Raw genomic sequence first — 14,510 nt, 5'->3', positions numbered from 1 at the left:
TATAATTGAGTGATTTAGAGAAACGAATAACCGCTAAAATGGTTTTAGATGATACTGGTTATAATACTAGCATTAAAGGCATTAATAGTAGTTTAAAAGAAGTACAAAGTGAATTTAAGTTAGCTAGTGAAGGGTTAAAGACTTTTGGAAATACAAGCGATAAAATAAAATCAGCTCAGGATGCATTGGCGAAACAATTAGATTTACAATCTAAAAAAGTTGATACATATCGAGAAGCAATGGAAAAAGCTAGTCAAAAGATGAATGAAAATGTAACTGAAAGAGATAAGTTAAAAACTGCGTTAGATATCGAAAAGGCTAAACTTGATTCAGCGATACAATTATATGGCAAAGAAAGTCAAGTTGTAACGGAATTAAAAGGCAAAATTGACTTATTGACTCAAGAATACAACAAAGCAGATAAAGCTGTTGAAAGTAATGCAAAACAGGTTCAGAGTTATCAAACTAACATGAATAAAGCTAGCACAGAGATGGTTAAAACACAAGCTGAATTAAATAAAATAAATACTGAGCTAGATAAAAGCAATAATAAATGGATAGCATCAGGTAAATCACTTGAAAGTACTTCGAAATCTTTAAATACTGTTGGAAGTGGTTTATCTAGTGCTGGTGGTAAGGTTCTAACTTTTACTGCACCACTTATAGCAGGACTCGGAGTTGCGACAAAAGAAGCAACATCTTTTGAACATCAAATGGCGGATATTTCTAAAGAAATTGAGGCAAAAGGTGAAGATGTAGGTTCTACAATGTCAAAAATGTCTGATAAATCTATGCAATGGTCTCAAGACTTTGGACAATCTACTGATAAAATAAACGAAGGATTATTAACATTAGTTAAAGATGGATATTCTGGTGCAGAATCTATAGATATAATGGACACATCTTTATATACTGCTCGTGGTGCAAACGAAGATTTAGCAACTGTAGTAGATCAGTTAGGTTCTTCTCTCGAAGCATATGGAATGAAAACGGAGAATGCAACAACAACTACCGCTAACATGGCAAAAATGGCTGATAGTTTTGCATACATATCAAACCATACTAAAGCTAGTATAACATCACTTGGTGAGGGATTTAGTATCGTTGGAGCTACTGCTAATGCATTAAAACAACCTATGACTCAAGTTGCTGGTGCTATTGGTATATTGCAATCTAATGGTATTGAAGCTAGTACTGCTGCAACATCATTACAGGCAGGTCTTGTTAACTTAACAAAGCCAACAACAAAAATGCAAAAAGCTTTGGATCAAATGAAATTCTCAGCCTTTGATTCTAGTGGACAAATGAAAGATTTAGCTACAATCATTACTGAAATGGAAAGTAAAATGACAGGCTGGACTGATAAACAAAAAGAAGCAGCACTCGCAACTATCTTCGGTAAAGAATCTCTAGCATCTTGGGGAGTATTAATGCACAAAGGTGGAGATTATCTAAAAGATTTATCAACTAATGCAGACAATGCTACAGGAGAAGTAAAGCATTTATCAGATTCCATGAAAGATACACCTGCTAATAAATTTAAAGAATTAGAAGAAAGTGTTCATAGTCTTGGAGTAGCTTTTGGTAAAGATGTATTACCAACCATTACGCCTCTTATTAATGAAACAACTGAACTTGTTAAATGGTTTGGAAGTTTAGATGATGGGACTAAAAAAGCAATTATAAGTGTTACAGGTATATCACTTGCTTTAGGTGGAACATTAAAGGTTGTTGGTGGTGTTATAGGCGGAATAGGTAGCGTAGTTGGAGCAGTTGGTAAATTAAGTACTGCATTTGGAACAGCAACAGTAGCAACAGAAAGTGTTGCAGAAGCTGGAGCAGTTGCAGGAGGAATTGGTGGTGCAACTGGTCTTGGAGCATTAGCTACTGGATTAGGTGGTGCAGTTGTTGCGGCGGCTCCATTTATAGCAGTGGCTGGTGCTGTAGCTTTAGCTGGATATGGAATATATAAAGGAATGACACAAGAAGTTGTGCCTTCGGTTGATTTATTTGCTGATAAAGTGGAGACAACAAGTGAAACAGTTCAAACTGAATATGGAGCTATGACAACAAATGTTGTAACTGGAACTACTAAAATAAGTGATGCAACCAAACAAGCAGTGCAGGGATATTTTGATATGGATCAAGATGCTAAAAAATATTTACAAGATTTATATATTAATAATCAAACTATCACAGGTCAAATTGTAACGGATTCTAAAACTAAATTTGATAACATGACTCAGAATGTTGTACAAGGGTATGAAAAGCAAAAAAATGATAGTATAACAAAGTTACAAGAATTATTTACTAAGCAAAAAGATCTTACATCTCAAGAGCAGGCAGATATTATTCAGAAAACCACTACTTATTATACTAATCAAGAAACTCAAACTCAAACATATGAAGATAAAATAAACCAAATTATTCAAAATGCGGCTAATAATAATAGAACCTTAACAGGTCAAGAAGTAAATGATATAGGACAATTACAAAATCAAATGAGAGATAATGCGGTTAAGTCACTTTCAGATCAAGAGGTAGAAGCCGATGTAATTTTACAGAGAATGAAGGATTATGATGGCAGAGTTACAGCAGAACAGGCGAGTCAGCATATTCAGGAACTAAATAAAAGTAGGGACGGAGCGGTTCAAGCGGCTAATGATGAATATGATAAAAATATTGCTACTATTACTAAAATGAGAGATGAAACTGGTTCTATAACATCTGAACAGGCAGATAAAATGATTGAAGATGCAAAGAGACAAAGAGATGAAACAGTTCAAGCGGCTGAGGATACAAGAAGTCAGGCTATAGATAAGATAAAAGACATGGATAGCAATTTAGAAAGTGAAGTAGATACAAGCACAGGTAATATTAAAACTTATTGGGACAGATTAAAGGATTGGTGGAATAGTTGGATTCCAGCGGCAAAAACTTTTGCATATAACTTAACAGGTAATGCTTCAAATTTAGATGCATCTGATGGAGATCAATTGACATTTGGACAACATTGGACAGGCGGAGTTATGGAAAGCTCAGGTTATACGACTCTTCATGAAAAAGGTTACGAATTATATGATTTACCTTCAGGAACTCGTATTTATAATCATGATGCGAGTGAGGATTTAGTTAAGAAAACTGCTCTAACTGTAGCTAGCCAAGTCGGTAATAATTCAAGTGGACTTGATACTAAATCTCTTCTTAATAAGCTAGATGAAGTTATATATGCAGTAAATAATGGTTTGAGTATTGATGGAAAGAGCTTAGTTAAAGCAACTGCAAAAGATATGAGCGTACAATTAAATACATTAACAAAAAGAAGTAATTTGATAGGAGGTACATCATAATGCTTTATGTGAAATTTAATAATACTGATAGTAGAGATTTGAATTTAGTTATAGAAAACAGATGGAGTACTCCTATTCCATCAGAAAATATAACACATACAACTATATTTAATGATGAAGACGTAACGTATTCTACTGGATATAGTAATATAGAAATTCCAATTAATTTTGCATGTAATATTAATACTAAAGAGCAAAGAAGTAAAGTAAAGAAATGGTTACATAAAATTGAAGATAATAGATTGATATTAAGTACAGAAAGTAATAAATATTATATAGTGAAAGATATGAAAACTGATCCCATAAGTGATATATATGGTCAAGCTTTAAAATTTACTGTAACTTTTATATGTAGTCCATTTTCTTATTTAAATGATGGGACTGAGATAATAACAATAACATCACCTACAACATTAATAAATTATGGATTCATGGAAGCTAAGCCATATATGAAGATATATGGTAGTGGTACAATTGTTCTCACTATAAATAGTATGTCTACAACTTTTAATAATGTAGCTGATTATATTGAGGTAGATAGTAGATTAATGGATTGTTATAAGGATTCTACCTTAAGAAACAGTGATATGATTGGAGATTTTCCAATATTAGAAGCTGGAGAAAATAATATAAGTTGGACGGGTACAATAACCAAAATAGAAATAGAACCGAGGTGGCGCGAGTGATAACAATATATGAAACTAATGAAACAGATTTTACTCATAATGGTATTACAACTCTTAAAGATGCTACTGAATGTAAAATTGATAGAGAAATAAATCAATTATGGGAAGCTAATTTAACTTATCCAATTGGAGGAAAAAATTATAATGAAATAAAAATAAATAGAGTAATAAAAACTATAACTCCAAGCGGATATCAGTTGTTTAGAATTAGAAGTATAGAAAGAACTTTAACGGATGTGGAAGCTTATGCAACTCACATCTTTTTTGATTTAGCAACAAATTATATAAGAAGCTGTTCTATTACAGGCAAGATTAGAAAAGAAGCAATTACGTTATTGTTAGCAAATACATTAACAAGCAATAGCTTTAAGTATGTAGATAAATATAATGATAATTCTATAACTCAAGAATTATATACATTTCAAAATGATAACCATGTTAATGGGATTTTCAATAAGGATAATGCCAATAGTATATTGAGTCTTTATGGTGGAGAAATTGATATTGATAATTTTAATATTTCTAGTGCCGAAGAAATTGGTAGAAATACAAATATATTAATCCAATATAATAAAAATCTAACTGGAATAGATGAAACACTTGATATAAGTAATATTATAACTAGATGTATACCAGTGGCACGTAATAAAGATGGAAGTAATTTATATTTGCCGGAATATTGTATTGATAGTCCATATATAGGTAATTTTTATCAGCCTTTCTATGGAACTGTGGATATGCAAGATATACAAGTCTCAGATGATTTAACTGAAAGTCAAGCATACACAAAAATGAGAGCGGCAGTGGCTAAATTATATTCAGATAATGAAATAGATATACCGTATTATAATTATAAAATCACATTTGAAGACTTGGCAAATACAAAAGAATATGAACAATTTAAAGAACTTTATAGAATAAATGTAGGAGATACTATTTTAGTTAGACATAAGGATTTAGGAATAGATTTAAACACTAGAGTTATCAAGTATGAGTATGATTCAATAAAAAATAAATTAATTTCTGTTGAGTTGGGTCAAAGAACTAAAGACTTATCACTAACAATTAACAATATTGCGGCTTCAATTAAATTTACTGAGCAAGATATTTTATTAAAAGTAAGTAATTTAGATGATACTTTATCTAGCGAGATTGAATTAACTGCAACGCAAATTAGAAGTGAAGTTGATGATAAAACCAGTCAATTGTCTTCAACAATAACACAGACTGCAAGTGAAATTAGAAGTGAAGTAACTGACGGGGATAATCAATTGAATTCTAAAATAGATCAAACAGCGAGTTCTATAACTACAACTATTAATAATACAAAGGATAATCTACAAAGTCAGATAACTCAGAATGCTGATAGTATAAAATCTTGTGTAACAAAAGATAAATTCGGAAGTTACATAACTCAAAATGTTGATAGTATTGTAGAAGCTATTCAAGATACCACAGGAAGCCATACATGTACATTTAATAGCAGTGGTTTAATTGTACAAAATGGTGGTTTGATAGTGAAAGATAACAGTGGTAACACCATAATGCAATTTAAAGATGGTGTAGCAGTAGTTAAAGATTTGGATATGAGAAATGGTACAGCAAATCAAAAAGGAAGTGCTTTTTACAATACTCTATCAAACATGGAAGAAGTATCAACACCAAATTTAAAAGCATCTGAAACATTCTCATGTCATATAAGCGATGATGATGATTTCTATATAAATGGGTTTGGTGGAAATTTAAAAGAATATATAGAGCATGTAGTAAATAACATGTAAAACTAAAATAGAAAGGGTGATTAAATGCAAAAAATATTATATATTCTTATAGATACAACTATCTCGAATACGGTTGAATGTGAAAAGCTAGTTAAACGTGGAGACACCTTAATATTAACAATTAAAGTATTTATTAATGCAGTGTTAGCAGATTTAACAGGACAATCTATAGATTTGATTTTAAAGAAATCAGATAATACTTTAATAGAGAAAACAATAACAAGTGTTTCTAATGGTGTTATTACTGCAACTTTAGATATACAGGCTACTAATGTTGCTGGAATTGTACAAGGAGAAGTTCAAATATATACAGCGGATACTTTATCTAGTACAAATACATTTACTTTTAATGTTGATTCTAGCTTAGCAGATGATGTATTGGAAGCATCACAGGATGATATTGAAGTATTAGCAGATTTAAAAAACACAATTACAGCAGGGAATGCAGCCATAGATAAATATAAAAAAAATGTAGAGGCAATTGCTAGTTCTGCTGATGCAGTGGAAGCACTGGCGGATATTAAGCTTTATATAGATACTAATTTAGCAGATCTACAGCAGGCTAATGCTCAGGCTACTACAAATATTACAAATGAAACAATTCAAAACACACAAGCAATTAAAAATATATCTGATTTAGGAGCAGCTAATAATACAGCGCAAAGTAATGTATCTAGTTTAAATTCGAAGAATAGTACAGCAAGTAGTAATATAACAAATTTAACTACCCAGAATTCTAATGCAACAAGTAATATAAGCAATTTAACTACTCAGAATAATAATGCACTAAATAATATTGCTGGTCTTAATAGCAAAAATACTGATGCAACCAGCAATATTTCTAATTTAGATACAGAAAATTCAAGGGCAGAAAGCAATATAGATTCATTAAAAAGTTTCGGTAATATAAAAGTTGATGGTGGGACGTTTTTTGAAACCTATATTGATTGGGCAATTAGAGGAGATACATTCTAAATAAAATTTAAACAAAGAAAGAGAGTGATAAAATGGGACAAGAAATACAATTAAAAAGAGGTAACAATGCAAATTTAGCAAGTTTATCGTTAGTAGCAGGTGAACCTGCTTTTGTTTTAGATACAGGAAAATTATATATAGGAAATGGAACTGATAAAGTTTTAATTAATCCAGATCAAAATACTGCCACAACAGCAGATAAATTAACAAACGCTAGAACAATTGCTTTTACAGGAGATGTAACTGGTTCTGGAAGCTTTGATGGTTCTGGAAACATATCAATAGTATTAACAGAAGGAAATACTGGTGTTACAGCTGGTACCTATCCTAAGGTAACAGTTAATGCAAAAGGTGAGATTACTGCTGGTGCTACATTAGCTGCAAGTGATATTCCGACATTAACATTATCTAAAATCAGTGATGCGGGAACAGCAGCTTCAAAAAGTGTAGGTACTGCAAGCGGTAATATACCAGTATTAGATTCAAATGGGAAATTAGCAGTCTCAGTTCTACCAGCAGTTACAATAAATGAAACTTATGTAGTATCGTCTCAGTCTGCTATGTTAGCTTTATCTGCAAATGTTGGAGATATAGCAATAAGAACAGATTTAAACGAAACTTTCATTTTACAAACTGCTGGAGCAAGTACATTAAGCAATTGGCAACAAATTCTATCTCCAACTAGTGCTGTAACAAGTGTAGCTGGAAGAACAGGAGCAATTACGCTCACGTCTTCAGATGTAGGGCTTGGAAATGTTGCAAATGAAAGTAAAACAACTATGTTTACCAATTCTGCATTTACAGGAACACCAACAGCTCCAACGGCAAGTGCAGGCACAAATACAACTCAAATTGCAACAACTGCATTTGTGCAAACAGCAATATCAAATATTCCATCTATTACAGCAATTGATGGTGGAACATTTTAATGGATAGGAGGAGAGGATAAGATGGCGAATAAAATACAATTTAGACGAGGTGTAAAAGCAAATTTACCAACGCTAAGTGTTGCTGAACCAGCTTTTACTACAGATACAAATGAGTTTTTTATTGGAAATGGTTCAGCAAATGTCAAACTTGCAAAGCAATCGGATTTAGATTCAGTTAATACGTCCTTGTCAGAAAAGGCGAATATAGATAGCCCATCATTCACTGGTGTTTTTAAAACAGCGAAAAATACTTTAGATGATGGCTCTGGAAATACTAGTGTAGCAAAAGATTTAAATTTATCGGGAGGTTCTGTAATTAACACAAGTAATAATGAAATACAAGTTAGGATTGATAACTCAGCAGCTAAACAAGGGTTCTTTGCTAATAATAATGGTGCAGGTTTTTATGATTGGAAAAATTCTAGAGCTATTATGCTGTATGATACACTTAATGATTCCGTAAGTTTTAATCATGGTGGAAAATTATATCTTAACAATTATCCTATTTTGTCAGCCTTAAGTGGTGGGGGTAAAATACAAAGCGGTACAGGCAGTTTTACATATGGTACTGCAAATTCACAGATTACCACAAATATAACTTTTCCAGTTGCCTATAGTTCAACACCATTGATAATATGCGGATATTCAGGAGGATTAGCGGCTTCGCCATCAATAAATGTATTTACTGATAATTCATCAAATGTATCCGCAACAGGGGCGCAAATTAATGCAATTGCTACAGTAACAGGTACGGTTAAATTTTGGTGGATAGCAATAGGAAATTAGGAGGGATAAGCATGGAAAATTATTGGTTTTTGTATAATTTAACTGATGGAAGTATATATGGTTCACCATATAAAGGTGGAGCAACTGAATGGACTAACATTCCAGATGGTTGTGGAGTAGTAGGTTTTATAGATGATAAAGTAACAGATATAGTTAAAGAAGCATTTGAAAAACCTTTAAAATATAAAGTTGTTAACAATGAATTAACTGTAGATATCAGTTATGTCGAACCTGTTATAACACCTTCATTGACGTTGGAGGAAAGAATTGCAATGCTAGAAAATTTACAATTACAGCAAGGAGGATTGATTTAATATGGTAAATGATATTTTAGTAGCTATATTAGTAAATAAAATTCGAAGTGGTGAAATTAATCCTAATACCAATGAAGCTTTTAAGGTAGATGATATTAAAAGTGATGAATATAAAAGTGCTGTAGAAACTAAATTAAATACTACATCATAGAAATAATGGATGTAGTTCTTCAAATATTAGGAGGGATTGTATATGAACTTAGAAATAAAAATATACAACATAGAAGATGGATATAAGGTATCTGAAATTTTAAATAAATTACAAAGTGTTAGATATTTAAAAGAAATTGGTGGTACAGTCAATAGTAATAATACAATTTATAGAGATTTTGTAATAAAAGAGGAAATTGAAGAATGATGTAGAATATTACCTTTTAGAAAGAGGTGATATTTATGTCAATAATAGTAACAGCGTATATTGCAGAAGGAATTGTGATGGCAGCAGATAGTAGATTAACTGGAAATACAAGACACGGAGATAGTGGAATAATAGACAGACATACAATAAGCGATAATTCTCAAAAATTATTTCTTATAAAAGATAATTCAATAGGAATATCATGTTGCGGAGATGCTATAATAGGTGGAAAGTCTGTTGGAGATTTTATAAGAAGTTTTGAAATTGAGAAAGTACAAAAAGATGACGATATAAATATAGTATCTGAAAAATTATTAGAATATACAAAATTAAAACATGGAATTGGAGTAATATATCATGTTTGTGGATATATTAATGATATACCATGCGTATATAGAATCGGTAATGATCAAGTATTCCGTCCAGATAGAGATGAAAAAGGTACTATTCTTAGAGGTGTTACATGGAATGGAGAGACAGACATTCTGTCAAGATTATTTGGAGGAGAAAACCCATTATCGTTTGATTGGAATTTTATGCAATTAAAGGATGGGATTGATTTAGCAGAATTCATGGTGGACTTAACATGTAAAACACAAAGGTTTACTAGTGGATTAGCCACATGTGGAGGAGATATAGACGTTTTGGTTATAACTAAAGATTACACAAAATGGGTAAAACATAAAGTATTAAATCCATAAAAATATCCAAGAGATTACTAAATTAAGTCCTATTATTACTTTAAAACAAAATTTAACAATTAAATAAAAGGCAATGATTTCAGGTGTTTTATATTCACCTGTTTTTTTATTGCCTAAAATTATAGAAATAAAAAAACAAGGAAGGTGACATATGGAAAAAGATTTAATAGCAGAAAAGTTAGAAGAACATGACAAACGATTAGATCGTCATGATGATAAAATTGAAACTTTAGAAAAAAATGATGCTGTAAATAATACTCGAATAGATAATTTATGCAAATCTTTATATAGTCTAGTTTCTACATTAAAATGGCTATCTGGATTTATATTAACGGGAATTTTAACTTTAGTACTTTATATAATTCAAAAAGCAATTTTTAAGGCTTAGAGTAATTCTCTAGGTCTTTTATTATTTAAAAAATATTAATAGAAAAGGATGATGTAAAAATGGTAGAAATTTTAAAGAAAAATATAAAAAATAAATCTTGGTGGGTTGCAGTTATTTCTGCATTAGTTTTATTGGGACAATCTCATGGATTAGATTTGACAAAATATATAGGTGCTAATTGGAATGATACTTTAAATACTGTTTTTAGTTTAGCAGTATTATTTGGTATTTCAGTAGATACTACAGCAGTATCACCATCAAGTGTAACAGAAAATCAAATTCAAACAGATTCAGATAGTACAAATGATAATGTAAATGTAAGTTCAAATTCTACAGATTCAATAGAAAGTGATGTTAAGAATGCAATAGTGGTTAATTCTACAATTGTACCAAAAGCAAATACAGCAGATGATACAACAAATGCAAATGCATAGGAGATGATAATATGTTAGACATACAACAGCAAATTATTAATTATAATAAGACTGCTAGAAATTCAAAACCTATTTATATAGTAATACATGATACAGGTGATTCTGGAGCAACTGCACAAAATGAGCATGATTATTTTGCAGGTGGAGACAGACAAGCTTCAGCAGATTTCTTTGTTGATAGTAATAATATAATTCAAATTATTGATACAGATGTAAATTATTCTTGGCATTGTGGTGACGGAAGAGGAGTATATGGAATAACCAATGCAAATTCTTTAGGTATTGAAATGTGTATAGAATCTAATGGTATTCCTTCAGATGCAACAATCCAAAACACATTAGATTTAGTTAAGAGTTTAATGGATAAATATAATATAGATGTAGATCACGTTGTAAGGCATTATGATGCTTCAAGAAAAGATTGTCCTCACTCATTTGATGCCGATAATTGGGCTAAATGGACTGAATTTAAGCAAAGATTACAAAATTCTATTATTGTATTGGGATGGAATAAAAATAGTTCTGGCTGGTGGTATTGTACCGATGTAGCTAATAAATATTATTATAAAGACTCATGGCAATACATAGAAAACCAATGGTATTCTTTTGATTCCGATGGATACGCACGTTGCCAATGTTGGATTCAAGACGGTGGAAACTATTATTACCTAAAAGATAACTGTATGATGGCTAAGTCAGAATGGATTCAATATAATTCTAATTGGTATTATTTACAGGCAGACGGAAAAATGGCAACAGGCTGGCTAAATGATGGTGGTAAATATTATTTATTATATTCAGACGGTTCTATGGTTCATGATTGTGATTTATATGGCTGGAGTTTTGATAATAGTGGAGTTGGTACTAAAATAAGTTAGATTTTTAAATACAATATGATATAATACAATTTGGCTAAGTTGCGAAAATAGCAATATAAGGTAGATTAGGTAGAAATACTTGGTCTGCCTTTTTCTTTTTTACATACAGGCAATAAGCAGTAGCTAGGAGAAATCCAACTACTGCTTTATTTTTTCAGAACTCACTTAAAAATTTCACAGACAGCAAATGAAAATTAATGTTGAACATAATACGTAAAAAATGTAAAATATTATAGTAATATGAAGTTTATGGAGGGGATGTTGTGAAATTCGTTTTAAAAAAGTGTAAGTTAATTGTTTTAGGAGGTTTTTATGTCTAAGCTTAGTTATAGATTTAAGTCTTTTATTATAATTGCTTGTATTGTTTGCTTTTTACCTTTTAGTTATTTGAATATAAAGCGTGCTAGTGCTATTGATTTGCCTACAGCTCTTGAGATTGCTGGTGGAATTGCTGTTGCTCCAGAGACTTTGGGAACTGTTGCTGTTGCTGGTTTAGCTTGTTATGGATTGTACATTGCTAGTCCGTATCTTAATGATTTTAAATCTTATTTAGAGTCACAGATAGTTGGTTTGGGTGCTGATGCTTTAAAGTCTTATTTTTCCTATTATCAAGATTATAGTGGTTCTGATTATGCTGGTTTAACATCTGATGGTTTGAGTTATGTTGATTCTTTAGCTAATTCTTATAAGGGTTCTGGTAATGTTACTGTTTCTACTGGTGGTTCTACTAGTAATACTACTTCCGGTACTCCAGAGCCTTATATGGCTAATGGTTTTTATATGACTCCTTATAGTCCTGTTATGACTGTTGGTTATGTTTATACTTATTTTTCCATTAATGGCAATGATACTTTTTATGGTCAAGTTAGAGAGAGTGGTGATACTTCTTATCATTCTTTTAGTTTTACTCCTGATTCTAAGTCTGTTTTAAATGGTGGTAATGTATATATTCGCCTTGTTCAATACTCTACTGGTAATTATGCATGTGCTCTTGTTCAGTATTCTTATGATAATTCTTCTTGGGGTACTTTTGGTTATGAGCCTTATGCTAAATCTAATCAATATTTTGATTTTGGTTATTACACTACTTCTAATACTGTTGCGGTTCCTGCTAGTGATGTTATTAAGTCTGGTGATGTTGTTGACGTTGGTTCTGGAACTGTTGCTGTTCCTATTAGTGGTCAGTATGATTCTAGTAAGGGGGAAACTGTTTATGCTCCAATTGATGGCACAAATTCTGCTACTGTTGTTAATGGTTTGACTGCTAAAGATTCTACTACACCTACTAATCCAACAGAAATAGATGATAATTATGATATAAAAATAAATGTGGGTAGTATAGATCGTATATTTAATAATAAGGCTGGTCATCTAACTAGTAATACAGCAGAAAATAGAAAAATATTAGAGGATGTTGCTAATGATGAATATAATTGGATTGGTATAGACGACTATGAAAATCAATGGTATGCTAATGTTAATTTTGATGGAACTCAAACATGGGTAGAAGTATACAATAATGAAATAATAAATGGTGGAATAAATGAATTTCCAATACTGTTTGATGTTCAGACGGTTGATAGTAATGATACAAGCGAAAGTGATACAGGAACAACGACAACCACTACTGGTTCAGGGGTTAGTCCAGATAATAGTAGCAATGATAGTTCACTTAATAAGCTATCTAAGAATGATATCAAGCATGTACTAAATAGGCATTCATATAACAATGTAAAAAAAGAAATTGAGTATATGTTGAAAAAATATCCTGAACAAGATGTTGAGCAATACTTACAGAGAGGATTTTTTAATAAGAATTGGAGCAATCAAAAAATAGCTGAAAGCATTGAACAAGCATATAACAAATTGCTTACTCAAGGAGAGAAATCAGGGGAATTTATAGAAAATATTGATGGAGAAGAAATAACTGTTATACTAAGTGGAGAAGGAAAGTTTGAAACTGCTTGGGGAAAATATATTTATAAATTAAGTGATTTTGGATATTAATTTTGGAGGAACTATGAAAATTAAATTTAATATATTAGAGGATCAAATTGAGGAATTAACTCATATATCGAAAGAAGAGTTTGATGAATTTGGAAATGTTGAAGGTCAATTTGAATTAATTATTGGCAAAATTAGATTTGGGTATGTAGATAATGAAATACCATTTTCAAATGAGCTGTTAATTTCTTGGTTTAAAATTTTAAATAAGGTATTACTAGAATTAATGGAAAATAGTCGTTACATTGCATTCTATATTCCGGATGCACTTAATTGGCTGGAGATTATGGTTGAAGAAGATACTTTTTTTGTAAAGGAACTTGAGTTAGTAGAAAAGAGTGTACAGTTCTTAATTACTAATAAAAGATGTTCGAATTTATTCAAGGAAAGTGCTAATGTAGATGTAGTAAAAAAAGAAGAGTTTATAAATTGTATATTGAAAAGTACTGAGGAATTTATTAATAATATTTTAAACATTAATGAACAATTAATGCAATCTAAAACGATGCAAGAATTAATTGAATTATATAGAAAAGTAGAAGGTTTTGGAGGAATGGGAGTTGTTATATGTGAGTAAGATAATAATATGTTACTATATAGACAAACATAATAATACTAATGGATATTCCCAAGTCGATTAGAAAACATCTATATTCAAAAAAATAAGAGTAGTAGAGAGGAATCTTTATTACTCTTATTTTTTTGTTTTTTATGTCAACCATTTTTGTTTTTTATTGACATTAAAATTCAAATAGTATAATATGATTGTGATATATAACATATTGATATAGTATTTTATATCCCTTTTGATTATGTTATATGTCACAATTTTATATTAAATAGAGATGTATTTTTAAAAATTTTAAAATCCTTCCTAATTATCTTCGTCCTTAAGTTTTAATACCTTATCTAAGTTTTCAAAGACA

Annotated in this window: 15 protein-coding genes; all 15 read left to right on the top strand. The window is 30.8% G+C overall.

Annotation, left to right across the window (positions count from 1 at the left end):
- The first annotated feature begins 5 nt into the window (after nucleotides 1-5).
- The 15 genes from CLOBL_RS17105 to CLOBL_RS17040 all read left to right on the top strand — a co-directional run bounded on the left by CLOBL_RS17105 (nucleotide 6) and on the right by CLOBL_RS17040 (nucleotide 14,161).
- Entirely contained in the window at nucleotides 6-3,350 is a 3,345-nt protein-coding gene (locus CLOBL_RS17105) for a phage tail tape measure protein (RefSeq protein WP_077860145.1), read from the top strand.
- Nucleotides 3,350-4,036, top strand: coding sequence for a distal tail protein Dit (locus tag CLOBL_RS17100; RefSeq protein ID WP_077860144.1), 687 nt, complete (start codon nucleotides 3,350-3,352; stop codon nucleotides 4,034-4,036). Before CLOBL_RS17105 ends, CLOBL_RS17100 begins: the two co-directional genes overlap by 1 nt.
- Nucleotides 4,033-5,817, top strand: a complete 1,785-nt coding sequence (locus CLOBL_RS17095) for a phage tail spike protein (protein WP_179117786.1) — start codon at nucleotides 4,033-4,035, stop codon at nucleotides 5,815-5,817. The genes CLOBL_RS17100 and CLOBL_RS17095 overlap by 4 nt, the downstream gene beginning before the upstream one ends.
- Before the next feature lie 24 nt (nucleotides 5,818-5,841).
- Nucleotides 5,842-6,792: a BppU family phage baseplate upper protein gene (locus tag CLOBL_RS17090; RefSeq protein ID WP_077860142.1), complete on the top strand. Its 951-nt coding sequence runs from the start codon at nucleotides 5,842-5,844 to the stop codon at nucleotides 6,790-6,792.
- Between the two features lie 32 nt (nucleotides 6,793-6,824).
- Entirely contained in the window at nucleotides 6,825-7,721 is an 897-nt protein-coding gene (locus CLOBL_RS28135; protein ID WP_077860141.1) for a hypothetical protein, read from the top strand.
- Between the two features lie 21 nt (nucleotides 7,722-7,742).
- Nucleotides 7,743-8,507, top strand: a complete 765-nt coding sequence (locus CLOBL_RS17080; RefSeq protein ID WP_077860140.1) for a hypothetical protein — start codon at nucleotides 7,743-7,745, stop codon at nucleotides 8,505-8,507.
- 11 nt (nucleotides 8,508-8,518) lie between these two features.
- On the top strand, nucleotides 8,519-8,821 hold the full coding sequence (locus CLOBL_RS17075; RefSeq protein WP_077860139.1) for a hypothetical protein: 303 nt from the start codon (nucleotides 8,519-8,521) through the stop codon (nucleotides 8,819-8,821).
- 1 nt (nucleotide 8,822) lies between these two features.
- Nucleotides 8,823-8,972: a hypothetical protein gene (locus CLOBL_RS28130; RefSeq protein WP_179117785.1), complete on the top strand. Its 150-nt coding sequence runs from the start codon at nucleotides 8,823-8,825 to the stop codon at nucleotides 8,970-8,972.
- A 42-nt stretch (nucleotides 8,973-9,014) separates the two neighbouring features.
- A complete protein-coding gene (locus tag CLOBL_RS28125; protein WP_179117784.1) occupies nucleotides 9,015-9,179 on the top strand; it encodes a hypothetical protein in 165 nt (54 codons plus the stop codon).
- Between the two features lie 35 nt (nucleotides 9,180-9,214).
- Nucleotides 9,215-9,880: a hypothetical protein gene (locus tag CLOBL_RS17070; protein WP_077860138.1), complete on the top strand. Its 666-nt coding sequence runs from the start codon at nucleotides 9,215-9,217 to the stop codon at nucleotides 9,878-9,880.
- 151 nt (nucleotides 9,881-10,031) lie between these two features.
- Nucleotides 10,032-10,268: a hemolysin XhlA family protein gene (locus tag CLOBL_RS17065; RefSeq protein ID WP_077860137.1), complete on the top strand. Its 237-nt coding sequence runs from the start codon at nucleotides 10,032-10,034 to the stop codon at nucleotides 10,266-10,268.
- 59 nt (nucleotides 10,269-10,327) lie between these two features.
- Nucleotides 10,328-10,702 (top strand): phage holin, encoded by a 375-nt coding sequence (locus CLOBL_RS17060; RefSeq protein ID WP_077860136.1) that lies wholly within the window; start codon nucleotides 10,328-10,330, stop codon nucleotides 10,700-10,702.
- An 11-nt stretch (nucleotides 10,703-10,713) separates the two neighbouring features.
- On the top strand, nucleotides 10,714-11,580 hold the full coding sequence (locus CLOBL_RS28590; protein ID WP_242953866.1) for an N-acetylmuramoyl-L-alanine amidase: 867 nt from the start codon (nucleotides 10,714-10,716) through the stop codon (nucleotides 11,578-11,580).
- Between the two features lie 312 nt (nucleotides 11,581-11,892).
- Entirely contained in the window at nucleotides 11,893-13,587 is a 1,695-nt protein-coding gene (locus CLOBL_RS17045) for a hypothetical protein (protein WP_077860135.1), read from the top strand.
- Between the two features lie 13 nt (nucleotides 13,588-13,600).
- The gene (locus CLOBL_RS17040) at nucleotides 13,601-14,161 is read left to right on the top strand and encodes a hypothetical protein (RefSeq protein WP_077860134.1); all 561 of its coding nucleotides are present in this window, start codon (nucleotides 13,601-13,603) and stop codon (nucleotides 14,159-14,161) included.
- Nucleotides 14,162-14,510 lie beyond the last annotated feature (349 nt).

The organism is Clostridium sp. BL-8, assembly GCF_002006495.1.
Lineage (GTDB): Bacteria > Bacillota > Clostridia > Clostridiales > Clostridiaceae > Clostridium.
The sequence above is the reverse complement of the archived record's forward strand: the minus strand, read 5'-3'. Positions and strand labels throughout refer to the sequence as shown.